The 20,899-nt window shown below is 64.0% G+C and carries 21 protein-coding genes, 1 tRNA gene and 1 other annotated feature; of the genes, 6 read left to right on the top strand and 16 right to left on the bottom strand.

What is annotated here, in order from left to right; genetic code table 11:
* From Aeroheme_RS04775 to Aeroheme_RS04720, 12 genes are all read right to left on the bottom strand, one after another.
* A complete protein-coding gene (locus Aeroheme_RS04775) occupies positions 1-1,257 on the bottom strand; it encodes a class I SAM-dependent methyltransferase (RefSeq protein ID WP_411166790.1) in 1,257 nt (418 codons plus the stop codon).
* On the bottom strand, positions 1,257-1,991 hold the full coding sequence (locus tag Aeroheme_RS04770) for a DUF1365 domain-containing protein (RefSeq protein WP_411167220.1): 735 nt from the start codon (positions 1,989-1,991) through the stop codon (positions 1,257-1,259). Before Aeroheme_RS04770 ends, Aeroheme_RS04775 begins: the two co-directional genes overlap by 1 nt.
* A gap of 17 nt (positions 1,992-2,008) precedes the next feature.
* Positions 2,009-3,268, bottom strand: coding sequence for an NAD(P)/FAD-dependent oxidoreductase (locus Aeroheme_RS04765; protein ID WP_411166789.1), 1,260 nt, complete (start codon positions 3,266-3,268; stop codon positions 2,009-2,011).
* Positions 3,265-3,999 carry an SDR family NAD(P)-dependent oxidoreductase gene (locus Aeroheme_RS04760; protein ID WP_411166788.1) on the bottom strand — a complete coding sequence of 245 codons (735 nt, stop codon included), beginning with the start codon at positions 3,997-3,999 and terminating at the stop codon, positions 3,265-3,267. Before Aeroheme_RS04760 ends, Aeroheme_RS04765 begins: the two co-directional genes overlap by 4 nt.
* The gene (locus Aeroheme_RS04755) at positions 3,996-4,424 is read right to left on the bottom strand and encodes a nuclear transport factor 2 family protein (RefSeq protein WP_111909883.1); all 429 of its coding nucleotides are present in this window, start codon (positions 4,422-4,424) and stop codon (positions 3,996-3,998) included. Before Aeroheme_RS04755 ends, Aeroheme_RS04760 begins: the two co-directional genes overlap by 4 nt.
* Before the next feature lies 1 nt (position 4,425).
* Positions 4,426-5,862, bottom strand: coding sequence for a deoxyribodipyrimidine photo-lyase (phrB, locus tag Aeroheme_RS04750; RefSeq protein WP_411166787.1), 1,437 nt, complete (start codon positions 5,860-5,862; stop codon positions 4,426-4,428).
* On the bottom strand, positions 5,859-6,746 hold the full coding sequence (locus Aeroheme_RS04745; protein ID WP_411166786.1) for a MerR family transcriptional regulator: 888 nt from the start codon (positions 6,744-6,746) through the stop codon (positions 5,859-5,861). The genes phrB and Aeroheme_RS04745 overlap by 4 nt, the downstream gene beginning before the upstream one ends.
* Before the next feature lie 133 nt (positions 6,747-6,879).
* Complete coding sequence (locus Aeroheme_RS04740; RefSeq protein ID WP_411166785.1) at positions 6,880-7,824, bottom strand: YbgA family protein; 945 nt, start codon at positions 7,822-7,824, stop codon at positions 6,880-6,882.
* Between the two features lie 173 nt (positions 7,825-7,997).
* A complete protein-coding gene (locus Aeroheme_RS04735) occupies positions 7,998-8,627 on the bottom strand; it encodes an autotransporter (protein WP_139745393.1) in 630 nt (209 codons plus the stop codon).
* Between the two features lie 182 nt (positions 8,628-8,809).
* On the bottom strand, positions 8,810-9,364 hold the full coding sequence (locus Aeroheme_RS04730; protein ID WP_106886017.1) for a DUF3157 family protein: 555 nt from the start codon (positions 9,362-9,364) through the stop codon (positions 8,810-8,812).
* A gap of 94 nt (positions 9,365-9,458) precedes the next feature.
* On the bottom strand, positions 9,459-10,289 hold the full coding sequence (locus Aeroheme_RS04725) for a hypothetical protein (RefSeq protein WP_163137168.1): 831 nt from the start codon (positions 10,287-10,289) through the stop codon (positions 9,459-9,461).
* A gap of 149 nt (positions 10,290-10,438) precedes the next feature.
* The gene (locus Aeroheme_RS04720) at positions 10,439-11,035 is read right to left on the bottom strand and encodes an HAD family hydrolase (protein ID WP_139745390.1); all 597 of its coding nucleotides are present in this window, start codon (positions 11,033-11,035) and stop codon (positions 10,439-10,441) included.
* A gap of 164 nt (positions 11,036-11,199) precedes the next feature.
* Positions 11,200-11,322, top strand: a sequence feature (Phe leader region).
* A 38-nt stretch (positions 11,323-11,360) separates the two neighbouring features.
* Between Aeroheme_RS04720 and pheA the strand changes: the two genes are divergently transcribed.
* Complete coding sequence (gene pheA / locus Aeroheme_RS04715) at positions 11,361-12,533, top strand: prephenate dehydratase (protein ID WP_111909878.1); 1,173 nt, start codon at positions 11,361-11,363, stop codon at positions 12,531-12,533.
* A gap of 353 nt (positions 12,534-12,886) precedes the next feature.
* On the opposite strand, the gene Aeroheme_RS04710 is transcribed toward pheA, so the two are convergent.
* Both Aeroheme_RS04710 and Aeroheme_RS04705 read right to left on the bottom strand, forming a co-directional pair.
* The gene (locus Aeroheme_RS04710) at positions 12,887-13,312 is read right to left on the bottom strand and encodes an LPP20 family lipoprotein (protein WP_411166784.1); all 426 of its coding nucleotides are present in this window, start codon (positions 13,310-13,312) and stop codon (positions 12,887-12,889) included.
* 20 nt (positions 13,313-13,332) lie between these two features.
* Positions 13,333-13,953, bottom strand: a complete 621-nt coding sequence (locus Aeroheme_RS04705) for a FlgO family outer membrane protein (protein ID WP_106886012.1) — start codon at positions 13,951-13,953, stop codon at positions 13,333-13,335.
* 285 nt (positions 13,954-14,238) lie between these two features.
* Here Aeroheme_RS04705 and Aeroheme_RS04700 point away from each other — a divergent pair, with 285 nt between their 5' ends.
* The 3 genes from Aeroheme_RS04700 (at position 14,239) to ppk2 (ending at position 16,617) form a co-directional block, all read left to right on the top strand.
* Positions 14,239-15,393: a flagellar assembly protein FlgT gene (locus Aeroheme_RS04700; protein WP_411166783.1), complete on the top strand. Its 1,155-nt coding sequence runs from the start codon at positions 14,239-14,241 to the stop codon at positions 15,391-15,393.
* A 50-nt stretch (positions 15,394-15,443) separates the two neighbouring features.
* Positions 15,444-15,520: transfer RNA gene (locus tag Aeroheme_RS04695), tRNA-Arg, on the top strand.
* Positions 15,521-15,792: 272 nt separating this feature from the next.
* Positions 15,793-16,617 carry a polyphosphate kinase 2 gene (gene ppk2, locus Aeroheme_RS04690; protein ID WP_106887873.1) on the top strand — a complete coding sequence of 275 codons (825 nt, stop codon included), beginning with the start codon at positions 15,793-15,795 and terminating at the stop codon, positions 16,615-16,617.
* 135 nt (positions 16,618-16,752) lie between these two features.
* Here the strand turns inward: ppk2 and Aeroheme_RS04685 are convergent, their stop codons facing one another.
* Entirely contained in the window at positions 16,753-18,393 is a 1,641-nt protein-coding gene (locus tag Aeroheme_RS04685; RefSeq protein ID WP_411166782.1) for a SulP family inorganic anion transporter, read from the bottom strand.
* A gap of 279 nt (positions 18,394-18,672) precedes the next feature.
* On the opposite strand from Aeroheme_RS04685, the gene Aeroheme_RS04680 reads away from it, so the two are divergent.
* A complete protein-coding gene (locus Aeroheme_RS04680) occupies positions 18,673-19,734 on the top strand; it encodes a PQQ-dependent sugar dehydrogenase (RefSeq protein ID WP_411166781.1) in 1,062 nt (353 codons plus the stop codon).
* 42 nt (positions 19,735-19,776) lie between these two features.
* Entirely contained in the window at positions 19,777-19,932 is a 156-nt protein-coding gene (locus Aeroheme_RS04675; protein WP_163148764.1) for an entericidin A/B family lipoprotein, read from the top strand.
* A 19-nt stretch (positions 19,933-19,951) separates the two neighbouring features.
* Here the strand turns inward: Aeroheme_RS04675 and Aeroheme_RS04670 are convergent, their stop codons facing one another.
* The gene (locus Aeroheme_RS04670; protein ID WP_111909872.1) at positions 19,952-20,740 is read right to left on the bottom strand and encodes a DeoR/GlpR family DNA-binding transcription regulator; all 789 of its coding nucleotides are present in this window, start codon (positions 20,738-20,740) and stop codon (positions 19,952-19,954) included.
* Between the last annotated feature and the right edge of the window lie 159 nt (positions 20,741-20,899).

Raw genomic sequence — 20,899 nt, 5'->3', positions numbered from 1 at the left:
TCAGTGACTGCTCACTGGCAGATCGCCGGACCAGCCGAGCGGGCCCGGCTTGGCCGCCTCCAGCTGCACCAGGCTGATGGCCCGCTCCCAGAAGCCCCCCTCGCAGTAGGCGAAATAGAAGTGCCACAACCGGATGAAGTCCTGGCTGTAGCCGAGCCTTGGCAACTCCGGGGCCAGCGCCAGGAAGCGTTCACACCAGTGGGCCAGGGTGCGGGCATAGTGGTGGCCGTGATCGTGCAGCCGCACCAACTGCATGTCGGTCTCCCGGGCGAGCAGCCCCGCCATCTGGGAGACGCTCGGCAGACAGCCGCCGGGGAAGATGTAGCGCTGGATGAAGTCGACACCGCGCAGATACTGGGCGTGGCGCTGATCGGCTATGGTGATGGCCTGAATGAGCAGGCGGCCGCCGGGTCTGAGCAGGCGCGACAGCTGGCGGAAGTAGTCCGGCAGGAAGGCGTGCCCCACCGCCTCTATCATCTCGATGGAGACCAGCTTGTCGAAGCTCCCCTCCAGCTTGCGGTAATCCTCCAGCAGCAGGGTGATGCGATCCCCCAGCCCCTCACGGGCAATCCACTCTTTTGCGTAATCATGCTGGGCCTGGGAGATGGTGGTGGTGGTCACGCGGCAGCCGTAATGGCGGGCGGCATAGACAGCCAGGCCGCCCCAGCCGGTGCCTATCTCCAGCAGGTGATCCTCCGGCCCCAGCTCGAGCCGCTCGCAGATGGTGCGCAGCTTGGCCTGCTGCCCCTGCTCCAGGCTGGCCTCGGCGCTCGGGTAGATGGCGCTCGAATACTGCATGTGGCTGTCGAGGAAACCCTGATAGAGGGTATTGCCGAGATCATAGTGAGCGGCGATGTTGGATCGCGACCCGGTCAGGGTATTGCGATTGAGCCAGTGGCGCACCTTGTTGAAGGGGAAGCTGAGCCAGCCGAGGCGCCGCTCCAGGGTGTCGAGCAGCGTCAGGTTGCGGGCCAGCAGCCGCACCAGAGCCACAGGATCCGGGCTGGTCCAGAGTCCCTCCACCCAGGTCTCACCGGCGGCTATGCTGCCCCCCAGCAGCAGGCGGCGATAGAAGGCAGGATCCTGCACTATCACCTCGGCATGGAGATCTGTGCCCGCCACCCCGAAGCTGTGGCGCTCGCTGCCGTCCCGCAGCATCAGTTGCCCCTGTTCGAGGCGTCCCAGCAGAGTGAGCAGCAGTTGCCTTGCCCCCTTGTCGATGAAAGAGGCTGAACTTGTTGATTGCACCAGTTCCATTAGCGAGTCTCCGGATGGCTGAAGATAGGTGTTCGTTTGATAAAAAGACGCAGGGCCTGCCAGTAGATACCGAGCAGCACCTTGAGGGTCATCCAGGGCCAGCGGGCGAGCAGGGCCACCAGCCCCTTGCGCGACAGCGGCTCGCGGCGCAGCGCCAAGGTGGCGTCGAACAGCTTGGCCTCGCCGGACGTCGGATGGCTCTCGATATGGATCAGCGTCTCCTGCGCCGGCGCCCGGATGCGCCAGTGGTAGCGCATGGCCAGCCCCATGAAGGGGGAGACGTGAAAATCCTTGTCATGGGGCGCCAGGGCCGCCAGATCCAGCAGATAGTAGTGGCGCTCGTTCCAGGGGGTGTTCGACACTTCCGCCAGCAGATAGCGCGCCTCCCCCTCCCGGTAGCAGAAGTAGAAGTTGACCGGGCTGAAGTAGAAGCCCAGGCATCGCACGTTGCCAAGCAGCAGCACCCGACCGTCCGGCTCGGCACTGCCGCCAAGGGCGGTCACCTTGTCCCACACCGCCTGCTTGAGGGGCCCTTCGCTGCCACTCAGATAGTCGCTTCGGCGAAAGGAGAGCAGCCCCGCCCGCTCCACGCCAAACCAGCGCCCCTGGCTGAGCCCCGGCAGTTCGTCCAGATCCAGCCCCAGCATGAAGAGGCCGTAAGAGAAGGCGTGGCTGCGCGGCGCGAAGCGACGGTGGCGCACCGAGCCCTGCCAGATGGCGCTGATGGTGTCCATGGTGTCGCCGGCGGCCTTCACAGGTTGGCTCCGAAGCGACTGGCCACGTCCAGGGCGCTGCGCACCCCGTCCTCGTGGAAGCCGTTGTACCAGTAGGCGCCGCAGAAATGGGTGTGCTGCCGGCCGCAGATCTCGGCCCGCCGCTGCTGGGCGGCGATGGAAGCCTGATTGAACACCGGATGGTGATAGACGAAGCGGCGCAGCACCTTGCTCTCGTCCACCCGGCCCTGGGGGTTGAGGCTGACGCAGAAGGGTTGCGGCGAGCTTATCCCCTGCAAGATGTTCATGTTGTAGCTCACCAGGGGGCGCGCCTCGTCGTCATCCCCAAGCTGATAGTTCCAGCTGGCCCAGGCCTTTTGCCGCGCAGGCAGGCAGCTCACATCGGTGTGAAGCCAGACGTCGTTGGCCTGATAGGCCATGTCCCCGAGAATGGCCTGCTCCCCTTCGCTCGCATCCGTCAGCAGGGCCAGCGCCTGATCGCTGTGACAGGCGAGGATCACCTCGTCAAACTGCTCCTCCCCGTAGCCGCTTAGGACCAACACTCCCTCGGCCGTGCGCCTTATCCCCTGCACCGGGCAGGCCAGCCGGATCCGCGGCAGCCAGCCTGCGGTGAGCGGGCCTATGTATTCCCGCGAGCCGCCCGGAATGACGTACCACTGGGGGCGGTTGGCCACATCGAGCAGGCCGTGGTTGGCAAAGAAACGCAGGAAGAAGCCCAGCGGAAAGGCGCGCATGTCCGCCAGGGTGGAGGACCAGATGGCCGCCCCCATGGGCAGTATGTAGTGACGGGCGAAGTAGTCGCTGAACTCCCCCAGTTGCAGGAAATCCCCCAGGGTAGGTTCGCTGCCACCGCCGTGGCGCCCAAGCTCCGCCAGCCAGGCGCGGGCCTCCCGGTTGAAGCGCAGTATCTCCGCGACGAAGCGGTAGAAGCGCGGGCTCAGCAGGTTGCTGCGCTGGGCAAAGAGGGTATCCAGGTTGTGGCCGTTGTACTCCAGCCCCTGGGGGCTCTTGACCGAGAAGCTCATTTCGGTGGGCTGGCGCGCCACCCCGATCCGCTCCAGCAGTTTCAGGAAATTCGGGTAGGTGCGATCGTTGAAGACGATAAAGCCGGTGTCGATGGCATAGCTGCGACCGGCCAGGCTGATATCCACTGTGGCGGTATGGCCGCCGAGCAGGGGGGCCGCCTCGAACAGGGTGATGTCGTGCAGCTTGTGGAGCAGAAAACCGGCGCTGAGACCCGAGATCCCGGAACCTATGATGGCGATCTTTTTCTTCATGAAGGGGATCCTTTCGAGATGAGAGTGCGCCCCAGCCGCAGCCAGAGCCCGGTCGGCAGTGCACCCAGCAGGCGCAGCAGCCAGATGAAGCGACGGGGAAAGTGGATCTGGTGGCGACCGGCAGCCAGCCCGCCCATGATGGCGCGGGAAGCCTCCTCCACCGTCACCAGACAGGGCATGGGAAAATCATTCTTCGCGGTGAGTGGCGTTTGCACGAAGCCCGGGCGGATCAGGGTCACCCCTATGCCCAGAGCCGCGAGATCCAGACGCAGGGTGGCGGCCAGATAGTCGAGGGCGGCCTTGGAGGCGCCATAGGCCTCGGCCCTTGGCAGGGGTAGCCAGCTGACAGAGGAACTGACGATGGCGAGCCGTGACCCGGACGCCAACCGCGGCAGGAAGGCGGCCAGGGTGTGACCGGTGGCGACGAGGTTGGTCTCTATCACCCGGGCAAACAGCGCGCTATCAAATCCCTCCGCTACATCCATGTACTCGCAGTTGCCGGCGTTGAGGATCAGCAGATCCAGCGTGGGCAGGCCGGCGGCAACCTCTGCCATGGCGGCGCTGTCCCGTGCATCGAACTGCAGGGGGGTGATCCCCTCATGAGCCAATGCCTGCAGCCGCTCGCCGTCGCGGCCACAGCCCCACACCTGCCAGCCAGCGCGTCGGTAGTCAAGCGCCAGCTGGCGACCTATGCCGGAGGTGGCGCCGGTGATCAGCACACGTCCGCTCATGTCCCCAGCCTCCCCTTGATGGCACGCACCACTGGCCCGAGCAGCGGCAACTGCTCGTAGAGCATGGCGCCGAGATCGAAATAGTCCCGATGCAGGCAGACTTTGCCCCAGGCATCGAACTGCAGCCGGGTAGCCCCCTCCACCCGCACGGGTCGCCCGCCGGCGATCCTGGGATGGGCGAAGATCATGACCCAGCTGAGCCAGGCCTCATTGCCCTGCTGCTGCCGGCTGGTGATCTCGAAACGGCACTCCTTGAGGCGCCCGTAGAGGGAGGAGAAATAGCGGGTGAGCGCGGCCAGCCCCTCGATGCGGTGGGCCGGATCGATGAACACCACCTGATCGGCATAGATCTCCGGCAGGCGGTGCAACTGATGCTTGTCCAGTTGCAGATAGAGGACGATGAAATGGGCCAGCGCGTCGTTCATGTTATTTCTTCTCCAGGTCACGGAACATCTCGATGGCCTTCACCCGTGCAACGGCATGATCCACCATGGGCGCCGGGTAACACTGCCGCCCCTTGAGCCGCAACCAGTCGTGGGGCTGGTGCACATAGGTGGCAGGCAGATCGGCAAGCTCAGATACCCAGGTACGGATAAAGTCCCCTTGTGGATCAAATCGTTGCCCCTGAGTCGTCGGGTTGAACACCCGAAAATAGGGGGCCGCATCGGCGCCTGTGCCCGCCGCCCACTGCCAGCCGCCATTGTTGGCCGCCAGATCCCCGTCAATCAGCCGGCTCATGAAGTAATCCTCCCCGAGCCGCCAGTGGATATGCAGATCCTTGGTGAGGAAGCTCGCCACTATCATCCGCAGCCGGTTGTGCATCCAGCCGGTGGCGTTGAGGCAGCGCATGGCGGCGTCGACTATGGGGTAACCGGTACGCCCCTCGCACCAGGCGGCGAAGGCATCCGGATCCCAGCTCCAGGGCAGGGCCGCCGTCTCGGGCTTGAAGGGCCGGTTCATGGAGAGGCTTGGCACCAGCACCAGCAGGTGGCGATAGAACTCGCGCCAGATGAGCTCGTTGAGCCAGACGAAACCGGGCTGCGCCTTGGACTGGGGCCGGCCGCCGAGCCGCTGCTGCAAGGCTGCCACGCACTGACGGGGGCTTATGATGCCCGCCGCCAGATAGGGAGAGAGAACGGAAGTGCCCGCCATAGCCGGAAAATCCCGGGTCTCGCCGTAGTCCAGCACCCCCTGATCCAGGAAGGCGTGCAGTCGCCGCAGGGCCTCGGCCTCCCCCACGGGCCAGCGGGGATCCGGGGTCGTCTCCCCAAGCACCGCATCGACAAAGGCCCGCTCGGCGAGCGGCTGCCAGGGCAGGGAGTCGCCCCGCGGCGCCGGGGCTCTGTGGATGACGAAGCCATCCTCATCAAGGGCCTTGAGCCAGGCGCGACTGAAGGGGGTGAAGACCTTGAACATCTCCCTGGAACCGGTCAGCACCCGCCCCGGCGGCAGCACACAGCAGCCGTTGAGCCAGTGGCAACTCACCTCCTGCTCTGCCAGCGCTGCGGTGACGGCACCATCCCGGCGCTGTTCGTCAAGCTCGATGGCCTGATTGGCGTAGAGCCGGGTGACGCCGAGCTCGCGGCAGAGGCTCGCAAGCGCCGCCGGTGTCTCGGCAAAGGTCTCGACCCGCAGCAGATGAAGCTCTATGCCGAGGGCCGCCAGTTCAAGGCCCAGCGCATCGACCTGGGCCAGGATGAAGCGCTGACGTATGGGGGCCATCTTGTGCTGCCGCCACTGGGTCGGCGAGATGACGAAGAGGGCAGCTACCGGCTCCTCATCGGCGCCGGCATTGCCGCAGCAAGAGCGCAGCGCCGGGTTGTCGGCCAGGCGCAAGTCATTGCGAAACCAGACCAGCCTCATGATTTCTTGCTCCCGCGCCCGCCCAAGCCGCGCGCGGCAGGCTTGTCTGCCATCACCTCGGCCAGGGTCGCCCGCCAGCCGTGGGCGGCCAGCCACTCAGCGTCATAGAGTCGCCCCAGCTCGCCAAAGAGCCGGGTACCGGCAGGCCAGTCGGCGGCCAGCGCTGGCTTGCCAAGCCCGGCCCCCAGCAGCACCCGCCAGGGGGTGGCGGCCCGCCCCTCCAGCAGGGCGACGTGGCGCGGCTCCACCGCCCCCAGCAGTTGCACCTCATAGCCCTGACCTATCAGCTCGTAGGCCGCCCAGACCAGATCGAGCGGGCCTACCTGGCCCCAGCTTGCCAGGGTGACCGGCAAGCCCTTCTCCTGCTCGATGAGGTGGCGGGCGAAGCGGGTGTGAAGCCAGCCCAGCCACACCTGTTGCAGCAGTTCGCCATCCGGTCGCTCGCGCCACAGGCCCAGCAGCCGCTCCACCAGCGGTTGCAGCACCCGGCTGCGCACCAGCTCGAAGGGATAGCTCGCCAGCAGGTCGTTAAGCTCGGCCTCCGCCTTGCGCTGGTTGAAGGCGAGCAACGCCTGGCTGAACTGCTCCAGGGTCTGCTGCCAGTGATCGCTCACCGGCTGGGCGTGGGGCTCGCTCAAGAGCCCCTTGACCTGGCCTATGCTCACCCCCCGCTCAAGCCAGCTCAGGATCTCGCCTATCTGGCGGATATCCTGCTCGCTGTAGAGGCGGTGCCCCTTGTCGGTGCGGGCGGGCTGCACCAGACCGTAGCGGCGCTGCCAGGCACGCAGGGTGACGGCATTGACCCCAGTGAGGCGGGAGACCTCGCGGATGGGGTAGATCCCCTCCTCAGGCAGAGGAGCAACTTCTTGCGGTAAATCAGACATGACAACGTCCATCAAACAGAGGTGTGAAGCTCCCCGACGCAGGGCCAGCGTCGGGGCAACAAGCGAATTCAGAGGCCGTAACGCAGCTTGAGCGTATCGGGATGGGGTCTGGGTAGACCTGATCTGGCCATTCTCATAGCCCGTAACGCAGCTTAAGCGTATCGGGATGGGGATTGAGATAGACCTGCTCCGCGAGATAGGTATTGGGGTATTCCCGCAGGTAGTGGCGGATCAGGGTGAGCGGCACCAGCAGCGGGAAAATGCCGGTGCGGTACTTGTCTATGGTGTCGGCAAGCTCCTGCTTCTGGGCCGGGGTCAGCACCCGCTTGAAATAGCCCTGCAGGTGCATCAGCACATTGGTGTGGCTGCGGCGGTTTGCCCGCAGGGTCAGCGCCGCCATCAAGCCCTTGATGTAGCTGTCGGCCACCTCCTGCAGGTTGGCCTTGCCGAGGTTGCCGAGCAGCTTGCCGAGGGTGCGGTAGTGGGTGGTGGCGTGGGAGAGCACCAGATACTTGTAGCGCGAATGAAAGCGAATGAGGGCGGCGGCGGTGATCCCGCTGGCGCAGAGCTGCTGCCAGTCGTTATAGGCAAAGACCCGCAGCACGAAGTTCTCCCGCAGTATGGGGTCGCACAGGCGGCCATCCTCCTCCACCGGCAGCAATGGGTTGGCCTCCATCAAGGCCTTGGCAAAGAGACCAATTCCCTCCTTGGCGCTCCCCTCATTGTTGGCGCCATAGATGCGCACCCGCTCCATGCCGCAGCTGGGTGACTTGGCGCAGAGGATGTAGCCGGAGAGGAAGTCGAGCTGGCGGGCTTTTTGCTCGCTGAAGGCGATCAGCTTGTCGGTGACGTCGAAGCTGCCGTTGCTCGCCTCGGCCCGCACCTCCCCATGGCGCTTGACCAGGCGGATGGCGGCGCGGGGGGCGCCGAGGCCGATGGCCATCTCGGGGCAGACGGGGTGATACTCGAAGTGAGCGCCAAGATCCCGTTCGCAGAAACTGGAGCGCTTGTGGCCCCCGTCGAACCGCACTTCCTGCCCCAGCAGACAGGCACTGATACCGACCTTGATCTTGTACATGATGACGCCCCTTGTATAAGCATTGAACCAGTTATAGCAGTTATACAAAGAAATGAAAGTTGTATAACTATTGCGGACCGATACGACACAAGGGGGGAAACAGGATCACCGGAAAATAAAAAAGCCCATGACCGGGGTCATGGGCAAGATGGAGGTCACGACAGACAGGGAAATCAGAAGCTGTATTTCACACCCAAACTGGTGATGGATCCTTTCTGCAGATCCCAGTTGCGATAGGTGTAATCGGCGGTGAGGGCCAGGTTCTGGCTCACCTTGTAGGCGGCACCCGCCTTGAAGTCATGCATGTCGTCGGTCATGTTGGCGTAGCGATAGCCGGTGGATAGCTCGACGGCGCCGATGTCGTAGCGCAGGCCCACTTCGCCGTAGAGGCTGCCGCTGCTCTTGCGGGTGATGTTGTCCCAGCCGCTGTCGTTCACGTTGGAGGCGAGCTCGCGCTCCATGCTGTAGCCCATCAGACCCGCTTCACCGTACAGGTTCAGGCCGGTGCTGAGGGGAGTGAAGACCCCCATACCCAGATTGGAGATGGCCATGCTGTCATTGCCGCTGTTGCGGGAGCTGTATTCGGAACCGAAACGGCCGTAGAAGTTGGAGTCGAAGCTCTTGGAGAGATCCAGGCTCAAACCACCGAAATCGCGGTTGTTGCTGTCCTTGCCACCGACGTAGTCGGACTTGGTGTGTGCCCAGGTGGCAGCACCCTTGGCGTAGCTGAACGCATCTTGCGCCAGGACAGAGGTGGAAGAGAGGCCGGCCAGAACCAGAACAGACAGTGCGAGCTTTTGCATTTTGTTGACTCCGATTGTTGAGTTAGGCGGAACCTAACTGGAATGGAGTCATTGTGACGGGCAAGGGGGGGGGGTGCCGAGCGGCAAGCTGTTGCCAAACCATGTCAGATGTAAGCAGATATTGCTGGCGGTTACCGGAGCAACACTCCATGGGGACGGGCCTGCCCGTCCCCGCCGCGATTCTAGCGGAATTCCACTTCGTCGATCTGCACCCGCACCAGCGGCTTGCCGGTCAGATTGGCCGGACGGGCCAGCTCGATGGCCCGCGACGGACGCTGCTCGCCCTTGCGCAGATAGGATTCCGGCAGACGGTTCTCCCCGACCCAGAAGCGCACCGGCTGGGTCGAGAGCTGCACGCCCTCGGCGCTGAACAGGGTCAGGCTGCCGTTGACCCGCACCACGTTGCGGCTGCCGGTGTTGCTCACCATGAATTGCAGGCGCAGCGGATCCTCGCCCTCCACCTGGTTCAGGGTCACAGTGATGCCGTCCCGGGTCGCCTGGGCGAGCAGGTCGGGATTGGCCAGAGCCTGCTCGGTCAGCACCGGCGCCGCCACGCTGGCCGTCACCGTCTTGCCTGGGCTCGCCTCGGCGGGCTTGACCAGCAGGTATTCCCAGGTGAAATCATCGTTGAGCTGCACCTGACGGCCATCGGCCAGGGTGACCTGGGTCAGGGGCGCGGCCTGGGCCAGCATGGGGGAGAGGCAGAGGGCAAGCAGCAGTCTGGACAAGGGTTTCATGGGCAGATGACTCGATAGGGATGCAGAGGGAGCAGTATAAAGAGTCGGGCTGCCCTTGCCTATGACCCGACTCACGTTACGGGCCAGGCCGGGATCAGATGACCAGCAGCTGGGGATCTTCCCCCGATACCATGTCCAGGGTCACCAGATCGAACTGGGCGCTCTGCAGCGCCTTCTGGATGCTCGGCTGCATGTCGAACACCAGGGCCCGCATGCGCTGAGGCACCCTGACCCTGGCCAGGGTGGTGACCCTGTCCGCCAGGGTATGGAAGAAGACCTGGGCTCCGTCCAGTCCCATGTCGAACAGCATCTGCTCGGCCATGTCGACCATGCGCAGATGACGCCGGTCCAGGGATTCGATATCGGAGAAGCGCTGGCTCAGGCAAGCCTCTCCCCCCGCTCCCCACAGGGCCAGCTGGCGCTTGTGGAAGCCATAGCGAAAGTCCCGGTTGGTCATGCCCTGCTCGGCAAAGATCCAGAGGGTATTGGCCGGCACGCTGTCAAAACGCCGCAGATACTCCCGCATCTCCTCCGCCGAGGCCGACATCAGGATAGGGGGGCCGTCATCGTGTTCGAGCTGCTGACAGAGGTAGCGCACCGGATCCGTCACCTCGGCGAGGTGGCCGAGGTGCACGCTGAAGATCATCTCGTCGGTCTTGATCACCTGATGGTCGATGCCGTAGTGCTTGCAATAGCGCTTGGCCCGGGCCACCGCCTTGCGGCTGAGGGTCGGGTTGTCCAGGGTGATGGCCCGAAAGCGGACCCCGCTGGCCCGGCACAGATCCATGCTGTAGCAGGACTCCAGTCGGCCGGAGAAGGAGACAAGCAGTTCGCCGTAACCGGCCAGGGTATTGATGAGCCTCTGTTCCCTGGCCTGAAAAAGCTGATCGTATCCCCGATTCAGCGCGACTACATTGGCATCCATAACAACGGCTCCGGATGATGAATAGGATGTTATTTTGCGATGACAAAGCTGAATAGACACTTAAAGAATGGGGACAAAGTTGTTCTTTATTCGCTCAAGATGCAAATCAGATCCCTTTTATCCGGGCCCGGCGAAGGGCCCTATCCCCCTCAGGCGGGCAAGTATCCTTGCTCGACCAGCTGCCGACGGCATCCGGGGGCGTCGGTGAACACCATGCCCTGCAGGCCGAGCGCCCGGGCCGCCGCCACATTGGCCGGGCTGTCGTCGATGAAGAAGCACTCCCCAGCCTTGAGGTCGAACGACACCAGCAGATAGCGGTAGATGTCGGGCTCGGGCTTGAGCATCCGCACCCGGGCCGACACCACCTTGCCGCTGAAGAAGCGCCAGAACTCCTGCTGCTCCAGCCAGTCTATGCTGGCATGGCCCATGTTGGAGAGGGCGTAGAGCCGGTGACCGGCACTGTGCAGCGCCTCGATAAGCGCCACCATGGCGGGATCCGGCAATAGAGAAGCGGGCACCGCCTGCAAGATGGCGAGGTTCTGTGCCATAGGCAAGCCGGTGCGCTCCTCTGCCTGGCGGGCCATGGCGTGCAGGGAGAGGGTGCCCCTGTCCACCTCCAGCCAGTCGGGGTGGTTGAACAGCAGCTCCGCCAGGGCCTCGGCGCCATCCGGTCCCCGCACCGAGCGCACTATGCCAACCGGGTCCCAGCTCACCACCACCCGTCCCAGATCGAAGATAATCGCCATCCTCTCGTCTCCCCTCTCATTGACCAGAAAAACGGGACCGGTGTGGCACTCATTCGGCCATGGATCCCGACCACCTACCCTGCCCCGTTCAACGCCCCCGGGCAAGTTTTACTTGCATCGGCGTGCCAAATCCCTTAATGGTTATGACGTTACCTTCAGGACAACATCATGCACACAACATTCTTCTTTGCTTTCTCGTTTATCCGGCCCTCATAAGGGAAGGCCCTGTCGTCGCATCAACAGAAAGCAAAGACGAATCGAGCCTCCCCCAGCGGAGGCTTTTTTTTGCAGCAACCACCACAGAAGATTTGGATAGGGAACCACAATGGCTACGCTCGACGAGATCAGACAAGACATCACCCAGTTGGATCAGGAGCTGCTCGCCCTGCTGGCCAAGCGCAAGACCCTCAGCATCGAGGTTGCCCGTGCCAAGCAGGCCAATCCCCGTCCCATCCGCGACACCCAACGGGAGCAGGACCTGCTGGTTGCCCTGATCCAGAAGGGGCGTGCCCTCGGGCTGGATGCCCAGTACATCACCCGCATCTACCACACCATCATCGAAGACTCGGTGCTCTCCCAGCAGGCCTATCTGCAGAGCCTGCTCAACCCCCAGCAGCAGGAGCCCATGACCAGCGTCGCCTACCTGGGCCCGCGCGGCTCTTACTCCAGCCTGGCCGCCCGCAAGTACCTGGCGCGCTACAAGGATCAGGTGATAGAGGTGAACTGCCAGAACTTCCGCGAGGTGCTGGACACCGTGGAGTCGGGGCGCGCCGCCTTCGGGGTGCTGCCCATAGAGAACACCAGCTCGGGCTCCATCAACGAGGTGTATGACGTGATGCAGCACACCACCCTCTCCATCGTCGGTGAGCTGACCTACCCCATAGAGCACTGCATCCTCACCGCCGTGCCGACCGAGCTTGGCCGCATCAAGACCTTCTACGCCCACCCCCAGGTGTTCCAGCAGTGCTCCCACTATCTGAGCAAGCTGGAAGGGGCGCGCCACGAGATCTGCGACTCCTCCTCCAGCGCCATGATGAAGGTCAAGGAGCTGGGGAGCCCGGATGCGGCCGCCATCGGCAGCGCCGCCGGCGGCGAACTCTACGGGCTGGACGTGCTGGCCGAGCAGCTCGCCAACCAGAAGGAGAACTACAGCCGCTTCATCGTAGTGGCGCGCAAGCCCATCGACGTGGCGCCGCAGATCCCGGCCAAGACCACCCTCATCATGTCCACCTCCCAGAAGCCGGGTTCTCTGGTGGAGGCGCTGCTGGTGCTGCGCAGCCACGAGATCAACATGACCAAGCTGGAATCCCGCCCGGTGCAGGGCAATCCCTGGGAAGAGATGTTCTATCTGGATGTCTCCGCCAACCTGCAGACCCCGGCCATGCAGGCCGCCCTGCTGGAGCTGACCAAGATCACCCGCTACGTCAAGGTGCTGGGCTGCTACCCGAGCGAAGACGTCAAGCCGACCGCAGTGCCGCCGGTACTGATGGGCAGCTAAGCCACCCCGAACGGCAAGAGGCGAGCATCAGGCTCGCCTCTCTCTTTTCTGCCTCCCAACTCCTGCAGGAGGCGCCACAGCCACATTTACCGCCATCGGCCACCCAGCCCCTCCGACTAATCGTTTGATAAAACTGAACGACAAGCCTCACGCATTCACTCCAGGTATACGGCTCAGGCCGCCAACCGGGCCCCAGAGTCAAGCTGACGGATTGCCAACCCCGGTCTTGCCCCCAGCCGACCCGGCCCCCGGACAACAACAAGGCGAGCCCATGGCTCGCCTTGTTGTTACCCCTGTCGGCTGGTTCATAACTTGCCACCAGGGTGATAGAGGATGGAGTCCCGCTTCCGGCGCTAGAACTGGCCGGCCATCAGCTGGTTCAGGTGATAGAGGTTGCGGGTATCGAGCTCCAGCTCGGTGGCATAGGTGTTGCCGCGGGGATAAGTCGCCACCACACGGGCACCGCGCACCATGCCGGCCACAGACACATCCAGGGAGTTGGAGGTCTGGGTCAAGTCCTTGTAGCTGCTCTGGCCGCGCACCTGCTGGCCGTTGAGCTGCTCCGCCAGCTCCCGGTAGGCATCCATCTTGGACGCCCGGATCGCCTGCAGCATCTTCTCCGACTGGGAGGGGCCGGGCTGGATGTCTATCACCGCGTAGCCCACCGCCTTGAGTACAGGGAAGTCATCTGGCTTCTCGGTCACATCATAGTTCACCACCCGGTTGCCGCTGCATGCCGTCAGCAAAAGGGCCATCATCAGGCCAAACAGGATTCTCATGGCTGTCTACTCCTCAGAAATCAAGGGGTCAGGTTGACCAGATGGCCGGACGCGCTCTGGCCGCCCCGCATCAGGTAACCCCGGTTGACCGATGCCCGGCCAAACGAGTTGCTGGCGCCGGACAGATATTGTTGCGGGATCAGGCTCTGGGCCGTGGTCTCCACCATCTTGGTACGCAGATCGATGATACGGGCATTGACCAGGATCCCCTGCTGATTGCGGCTGAAGGTGCCGGTCAGGATCCGGGAGATGGGCAGACGGGCGGAGAGATCCCGGTAGTTGCGGCTCATCACGAAGTCGCCACTGGGGGTCACTTGAATGCTGCCCGTGGTCTTGAAGTCCACCACCACTTCCCCGCGCCGGTTCAGCTCGTAGATGAAGCTCTCCTCTATCTGCAGACCCATCCAGTTGGTGTCTTTCAGGGTGTCGAGATCGACGAAGGAGGCGACGGCGATGGGCTCGCTCAGGGTGGTGAGAGACTTGCGCTCCATCAGCTGATCCGTCATGCGGGCCACCAGCCAGTTGAGCTCCATCCCCTTGGCCGCCTGCCGGGGATCCCCTTGATCCCGGTTGATGGGGTCGGCCGAGCCGCAGCCGGCCAGCGCCAGCGCAACCGCCAGCGCCGTGATAATTCTGTTCATGGATACCTGTTCCTGTATCTACACCTGACTTGTTATCGGTCGCAGCGGCCAACACTTGAGACGGGAATGCGCGAAGGATCACCCGATGATCCGCCAGAGGGCCTTGGGCGGCGCCAATAAAGGGGCTGGGACCGGGAAATGCGGCAAGCCGCGCACTCTTTCGCCGGAACAAGGCATGGATCTTGCTTTTATTTGCGCACCCGGTGCAAACCAGGCCAGTGTCCATGAAGCCGCTCACCCGTCCCCTGGGGCGCAAGAGGGGTTCATCTATTCAAGGTGTACGTTATGAAAGTTGTGCTGCTGTCAACCCTGTTGCTGGCCAGTCTGTCGGCCCGCGCCGAGCTCATAGAGGCCCAGGGCAGTGCCGCCATTCTGGGAGGTGACGAGGTCTATGCCCGCGAGCAGGCGACCCGGGATGCGCTGCGTCAGGCCCTGCTGGCCAGCGGCGCGTCCGTCTCCAGCATCCAGCGCCTGGAAAACGGCAGCCTGCGCTCGGAGCAGATCCAGATCCGCTCCGGCGGCGACATTCGCCAGTACCGCCTCAAGCGCGAGGAGGTGCGCAACGGCCGCATGTACATCACGCTAGTGGCCGACATCCAGGCTGAGCGCCAGATCTGCCAGACCCAGCACTACGCCAAGGATTTGACGCTGGTGCGCCTGCGCATGCGCTACCCGGATCAGGCGAGCACCGGTGCCCTCGACGACATGCCGGCGGATCTCTCCCGCCGCCTGTTCGAGACCCTGGCGGCGGCGCCCCAGGGGGTGGTCGCCCGCCAGTGGCTGGACGAGAACCTGCGTATAGACCCGCTCCACCTGCAGCAGGGAGATCGCAGCGCCCTCGAGGAGATCAAGGCCCTGAGCCTGCGCACCGACAGCCAGTATCTGGTGCTCGGCAGCATCGACGATCTCTCCCTCGAGCCCCAGGGCAACCAGCTGACCAGCTGGTATAAGGACCCGATCCGCAACTTCCGCATGCAGCTCTACCTGTTCGACGGCATCAACGGCAGCCTGCTCGGGCGCAAGGAGTATCAGGGCCGCGCCAACTGGACCTTCTCCAAGCGGGATCTGGTGGGCAGCAACAGCGGCCAGTTCTGGCAGTCCAGCTACGGCCAGGAGGTGAGCTACCAGCTGAAGGAGGCGGCCCAGGACATCATCGCCGAGCTCGCCTGCGCCCCCGTCACCGCCCGCATCGTCGCCCAGCACGAACGGGGCCCCCACATCAGCCTGGGCCGTCGCAACGGGGTCAAGCTCGGGGATCAGTTCCGGGTCCAGCACAGCGCCGACTTCATCGATCCCTACGGCAAGTCCAGGGTGATGCGCAACCCCGCCGACGGCCTGTTCGAGGTGGTGCAGGTGTTCGAGGATGGCGCCATCATCAGCAGTCAGAACAAATATTCGCCGTTTAATGTCCAAATCGGCGATCTGGCCGTATTGGAATAGGAATCAAGGGTTTAAAAGCACAATGCTTCTTGTATAATGCCCGCCACAAGGTTCCCGTAGCTCAGCAGGATAGAGCGGTCCCCTCCTAAGGGACAGGCCACTGGTTCGACTCCAGTCGGGAACGCCATACAAAACAAGGGGTTGGTATCGCAAGATGCCAACCCCTTGATCCTTTCTGGCCTTCTCCCGGCCTTCGCCACCTGCATCCATGGCGGCTGCGTCCCGCTCCCTCTTCAATATTTCCCTGCCACCAACAATCACATTGAGCCCCATCAACCATGATCCCGATCATCCCAGGTGCTTGCCGTGTCCGGTAGCGGCGCGCCGTCATCTACGCTTGAAGTGCGCCGTTCAGGATGACGGCCACTCCTCATCCGTTTGAGAAACAAGAAGGACATCATGGCTAGCAAAAAAAAATCCAAAGCTGAACAGCCGGTACCAGTCGCCGAGCCCAAGCCCCTTGGCAACAAGGCATACGAGAAGGAGCTGCGTCGCCTGCACGTGGAGCTGGTGAAGCTGCAGCAATGGGTGGTGCACAAGGGGCTCAAGGTCTGCATCGTCTTCGAGGGGCGCGACGGCGCCGGCAAGGGGGGCACCATCAAGGCGATCACCGAGCGGGTCAGCCCCCGGGTATTCAGGGTCATAGCGCTGCCGGCCCCCACAGAGCGGGAGAAGAGCCAGCTCTATTTCCAGCGCTATATCCCCCACCTGCCGGCGGCGGGCGAGATCATCATCTTCGATCGCAGCTGGTACAACAGGGCCGGGGTGGAGCGCGTCATGGGCTTTTGCAGCCAGGAGGCGAGCGACAAATTCCTGGCAGGGGCCCCCATGGTGGAACAGGCCATGGTCGACTCTGGCATCATATTGCTGAAGTACTGGCTGGAGGTGACGCCGGAGGAGCAGGAGCGACGGCTGCGGGATCGCATCGACGATGGGCGCAAGATCTGGAAGCTATCCCCCATGGACATCAAGTCCTTCGATCGCTGGGATGACTACACCCGGGCGCGGGATGCCATGTTCACCGCCACCGATACCGCCTGGGCCCCCTGGTTCCTGGCCCGCTCCGAGGACAAGAAGCGGGTGCGGCTCAACATCATCTCCCACCTGCTGAGCCACATCCCCTACGAGGAGCTGCCGGCCGAGCCGGTCAAGCTGCCCAAGCGCAAGATTGGCAAGGTCAAGGCCTCGGAGCACCCGTTCAGGGTGATCCCGGAACTCTTCTGATCACCATCAAGGGGGGGGGGGCCTCTGGCTCGCCCCCTGCTCTCTCACCCCCTGCTCTGCTGATATTGGCGGATGGCCGCCCTGACATTGAACAGGACATTGGGGAACCTCTGGCTCACCCCTTGCCCTGCTCCCTCACTCTCTGCTCTGCTGATACTGGCGGATCGCCGCCCTGGCATTGAACAGCATGCGGCTCTCTCCCAGCTGGTCGGCCAGCCCGCTGCGGCGCACATTCTCGAGCACCCCGGGATTGAGCCCGGCCAGCCAGAGGGTGACGCCCCTGGCGCGCGCCTGCTGCTCCCCCTCCATCAGCATCATCAGCGCCGAGTACTCCACGTCCTGTACCCGACTCATGTCCACCACCACCACCTCGGGCTGGTGAGTCTCGATCAGTTCGCGGATCCGGGCCGCCACATGCTGCACATTGATGAAGAAGAGGCGCCCCTCAGGCCGCAGAATAAGCAGGCCAGGGATCGTCTCGTCATCGGGATGGCGTGCGGCCAGCGGCCTCAGCACATCCTCTCCGGGTTTTCGGCCAATCACATAGACGGGCGGCTGCGCCGTCTGGCTGGCGAGCCCCAGCAGGGAGGCCAGGATGGCGACCACTATCCCCTCCAGGGTGCCAAACAGCAGCACCCCCAGGCAGGCGATGGCGGCCCAGCGAAACTCCATCATGCGAATTTGCCCTATCTTGCGAAACTCCCCCGGCTGGATGAGCCCCACCGAATAGACGATGACCACCACCGCCAGGGTGGCGCTCGGCAGCCAGGAGAGCAGCGGGGCGAGGAAGATCATGGTGGCCAGCGCCATAGCGGCGGTGACGGCGGAGGCCCACTGGCTAAGTCCCCCGACGGAGCGCACCACGGCGGTCTGGGAGGTGCCGCCCCCCGCCGGCATGCTGCCGCAGAAGGCGCCCCCCAGGTTGGCCAGCCCGGTGGCCACCAGCTCGCGGTTCGGGTTGATTTCGGGTTCTTCCTTGCCCACGAAGGCCCGCCCTGCGGCTATGGTCTCGGTGAAGCTCATCAGCGCTATGCCCGCCGCCCCCGGCAGCAGCTGCAACACCAGGGTTAGGTCCGGCATCGTCAGGGCGGGCAAGCCGGTGGGGATGCTGCCGACGATGGCGACACCCGCCTCGTTCAGGCCAAATCCCCACACCAGGGCGATGCCTATGCCCACCCCCAGCAAGGGGGCGGGGGAATGGGGGAAGCGCCACTCCATGAACACCAGCACCACCAGGGTGACGAGGGCAACCACCAGGGTCAGCCAGGAGCTCTGGGGCAGGGCCTGACCCAGGTGGTAGAGATCCAGGAAGAAGTTCTCCTTCTGGATGTGCACCCCGAACAGCTTGGGCAGCTGATCGAGGATGATCACCAACCCTATGCCGCTCTTGAATCCCACCAGCACCGGCAGGGAGATGAAGTTGGCCACGAAGCCGAGCCGCAGCACCGCCGCCAGCATCAGCATGGCCCCCACCAGCAGGGTCAGGGTGGCGGTCACGGTGAGCAGCCGACCGGGATCCCCATCCGGCACCACCAGCCCGAGCTGGGTTGCGGTCAGGATCGCCAGCGTGCTGGTGGAGCTGACGCTGAGCACCCGGGAGGAGCCCAGCAGGGCGTAGAGCAACATGGGCACCAAGGCGGTGTAGAGACCGACGGCCACCGGTAAACCGGCCACGCTGGCATAGGCCATGGCCTTGGGCAGCACGACGGCCGCCGCCGTGACACCGGCCAGCAGATCAGACAGGGAGCGCCTTGGCGCCGACGCGGGTGATGACATCTTATCCTCCATGAACACAGGCCCCATGGGCCCTGATGCTGCACCGGCGCTCAAGAGACCGCTGCCAACCTATGACCATGGCCGCTCGCCCAAGCGTGCGGACCATGTCTCATCACACCATCAAGTGTACGCGCACCGCCTTGCGTCGGGCTGAATGCCTTGAGCGTCGCGACAGGGAAGGCCCGCAGACAGGGCCATCTCTCTTGGCCTGTTGGCAACCCCCTATACTTCAGCGACGTTGCGCCGCCGGCCTTCCCCATTTCCAAGAGGAGATCCCCCTTGTTGCGACTGCTTGTACTGCTGCTGATCTGCCTGGTGAGCCCGCTCCGGGCGCTGACACTGACCCCACTGGTGGAGGGGCTCAACCATCCCTGGGGGCTGGCTCTGCTACCGGAAGGTGGCTATCTGATTGGCGAGCGCCCGGGCCGCCTGCTTCGCATCGACGCCGGGGGCGAGCGCCATGTCATTTCGGGTCTGCCCCCCATCGCCAATCAGGGTCAGGGGGGCCTGCTCGATCTCGCCCTGGACGACGAGAGCTGGGTGTATCTCAGCTACAGCGAACCCGGCGACGGCGGGGCCAGCACTGCCGTGGCCCGGGCCCGGTTGCAAAAGGACGCCCTCGTCGACTGGCAACTGCTGTTTCGCCAGCAGCCCAAGGTGGTCGGCGGCGCCCACTTCGGCTCCCGTCTGGTGCTGACCGACGACGGCTACCTCTTCATCACCCTGGGGGATCGTTACAGCGAGCGGGCGCGGGCCCAGACGCTGGACAACCACCTCGGCAAGACGGTGCGCCTGCACAAGGATGGCCGGGTGCCCGCCGACAACCCCTTCGTCAAGACGGCGGGGGCCCTGCCGGAGATCTGGAGCCTGGGCCATCGCAACATGCAGGGCGCCGCCCTGCGCCCGGTTAGCCAGCAATTCTGGGCCCACGAGCACGGCCCCCAGGGCGGGGACGAGGTCAACCTCATACTGCCGGGCCACAACTACGGCTGGCCGGTCGTGACCTTCGGCGAGGAGTACGGGGGCGGCAAGATAGGCTCTGGCACCCAGGCCCCCGGCATGACGCCGCCGATCTGGGTCTGGGTGCCCTCCATAGCCCCCTCGGGCATGCACTTCTACCAAGGGGAGCTGTTCAAGGAGTGGCAGGGAGATCTGCTGGTCGGTGCCCTGCGCGGTCAAGCCTTGCTGCGTCTTCGCCTCGCGGGGGACAAGATCATCTCGGAGGAGCGGCTGCTGACCGATCTGGGGGAGCGGATCCGTACCATACGGGAAGGCGCGGACGGCGCCCTCTATCTGCTGACGGATTCAGGCAAGGGGCGCCTGCTCAAACTGACCCCATGACATGGAGGCCGGCCCCGGACCAGGCGCCGGCGAGGAGGAAGCATGAACATGAATCGAACCCTGCTGGTGCTCTGTGCCAGCCTCTGGTTGCTGGGCTGCAACACCATTCACGGGGTGGGACGGGACATAGAGAAGGCGGGCGAGGTGATCCAGGGTTCCGCCAACCTGACGAGCGAGTCTCAGGCCGGCAAAGAGTGACAACCGCAGGCTGGCAACGTCACTCGACGCCGGACGCCAAGCTGGCCAGCGGTGCCATGGTCACCCTGACCCCGTGCTGGGCCAGCGCCTCCCGGGCGCTCTGTGGCAACTGCTCGTCGGTGATCACCTGATCGATCGCATCCCAGCCCACCACGTTGAAGGTGCCGACCTTGCCATATTTGGACGAGTCGCAGATGAGGATGCGGCTCGCCGCCGACTCCACCACGGCCCGCTTCACCGGCACCTTCTGCTCGCTCGGGGTCGAGATCCCCTGCCCGTCCCAGGAGGAGGCGGACAGGAAGGCGATGTCCAGGTGCAGGTTGCGCAGGAAGTGGGCAGTGGCCTCCCCGGCGCAGGACTGGTTCTCGCGGATCACCTGGCCACCGGTGTGATAGAGGCGGCAGCGGCCGTGCTCGATGAGGTAGGCACAGACCATGAAGTCGTTGGTCACTATCATCAGATCTTCCCGCAGCGCCAGCTCGCGGGCCAGCTCCAGGGAGGTGGTGCCGGCGTCCAGGTAGACTGTGCTGCCCTCGGCCACCTGGTCGGCGGCCAGCCGGGCTATGGCCAGCTTGGCCCCCTGCATCAGGCTGCGCTTGGTGGCGTGGGAGGGCTCGCTCTTGATCCGCTGGGAGAGACTGACTCCGCCCGAGACGGATAGCACCCGCCCCTGCTCCTCCAGTTTCTGGATGTCGCGTCTGATGGTCATGTGGGAGACCTGCAACCACTCGGTCAGCTCCACTATGCTGACCACGCCGCGCTCTGCCAGCAGTTGCAGGATACGTTGCTGTCGCTCTACGGGAATCATCTTGGCTCGCCCCTCGGGGAAAAGAGGCGCCATTCTACCCCAGTGATCTGGTAAAAAATGATAAATAACCTCGAAGGGGCTCACAAATCACATTTATTCACACAATAAGTATCAAAACTTGATTCAAAAGAATCTTAATCTGCTTAAATAACAAAAATT

The sequence above is a fragment of the Aeromonas sp. DSM 116730 genome (genome assembly GCF_046581335.1).
Taxonomy (GTDB): Bacteria; Pseudomonadota; Gammaproteobacteria; order Enterobacterales; family Aeromonadaceae; genus Aeromonas; species Aeromonas rivipollensis.
Note: the sequence above shows the minus strand (reverse complement) of the source record. Positions and strands in the feature narration are given on the sequence as shown.

Bases quoted from the DNA above. Each gene is read 5' to 3' on its own strand.
- Aeroheme_RS04775 (WP_411166790.1), bottom strand. From the start codon at position 1,257: ATGGAACTGGTGCAATCAACAAGTTCAGCCTCTTTCATCGACAAGGGG.
- Aeroheme_RS04770 (WP_411167220.1), bottom strand. From the start codon at position 1,991: ATGGACACCATCAGCGCCATCTGGCAGGGCTCGGTGCGCCACCGTCGC.
- Aeroheme_RS04765 (WP_411166789.1), bottom strand. From the start codon at position 3,268: ATGAAGAAAAAGATCGCCATCATAGGTTCCGGGATCTCGGGTCTCAGC.
- Aeroheme_RS04760 (WP_411166788.1), bottom strand. From the start codon at position 3,999: ATGAGCGGACGTGTGCTGATCACCGGCGCCACCTCCGGCATAGGTCGC.
- Aeroheme_RS04755 (WP_111909883.1), bottom strand. From the start codon at position 4,424: ATGAACGACGCGCTGGCCCATTTCATCGTCCTCTATCTGCAACTGGAC.
- phrB (WP_411166787.1), bottom strand. From the start codon at position 5,862: ATGAGGCTGGTCTGGTTTCGCAATGACTTGCGCCTGGCCGACAACCCG.
- Aeroheme_RS04745 (WP_411166786.1), bottom strand. From the start codon at position 6,746: ATGTCTGATTTACCGCAAGAAGTTGCTCCTCTGCCTGAGGAGGGGATC.
- Aeroheme_RS04740 (WP_411166785.1), bottom strand. From the start codon at position 7,824: ATGTACAAGATCAAGGTCGGTATCAGTGCCTGTCTGCTGGGGCAGGAA.
- Aeroheme_RS04735 (WP_139745393.1), bottom strand. From the start codon at position 8,627: ATGCAAAAGCTCGCACTGTCTGTTCTGGTTCTGGCCGGCCTCTCTTCC.
- Aeroheme_RS04730 (WP_106886017.1), bottom strand. From the start codon at position 9,364: ATGAAACCCTTGTCCAGACTGCTGCTTGCCCTCTGCCTCTCCCCCATG.
- Aeroheme_RS04725 (WP_163137168.1), bottom strand. From the start codon at position 10,289: ATGGATGCCAATGTAGTCGCGCTGAATCGGGGATACGATCAGCTTTTT.
- Aeroheme_RS04720 (WP_139745390.1), bottom strand. From the start codon at position 11,035: ATGGCGATTATCTTCGATCTGGGACGGGTGGTGGTGAGCTGGGACCCG.
- pheA (WP_111909878.1), top strand. From the start codon at position 11,361: ATGGCTACGCTCGACGAGATCAGACAAGACATCACCCAGTTGGATCAG.
- Aeroheme_RS04710 (WP_411166784.1), bottom strand. From the start codon at position 13,312: ATGAGAATCCTGTTTGGCCTGATGATGGCCCTTTTGCTGACGGCATGC.
- Aeroheme_RS04705 (WP_106886012.1), bottom strand. From the start codon at position 13,953: ATGAACAGAATTATCACGGCGCTGGCGGTTGCGCTGGCGCTGGCCGGC.
- Aeroheme_RS04700 (WP_411166783.1), top strand. From the start codon at position 14,239: ATGAAAGTTGTGCTGCTGTCAACCCTGTTGCTGGCCAGTCTGTCGGCC.
- ppk2 (WP_106887873.1), top strand. From the start codon at position 15,793: ATGGCTAGCAAAAAAAAATCCAAAGCTGAACAGCCGGTACCAGTCGCC.
- Aeroheme_RS04685 (WP_411166782.1), bottom strand. From the start codon at position 18,393: ATGTCATCACCCGCGTCGGCGCCAAGGCGCTCCCTGTCTGATCTGCTG.
- Aeroheme_RS04675 (WP_163148764.1), top strand. From the start codon at position 19,777: ATGAACATGAATCGAACCCTGCTGGTGCTCTGTGCCAGCCTCTGGTTG.
- Aeroheme_RS04670 (WP_111909872.1), bottom strand. From the start codon at position 20,740: ATGATTCCCGTAGAGCGACAGCAACGTATCCTGCAACTGCTGGCAGAG.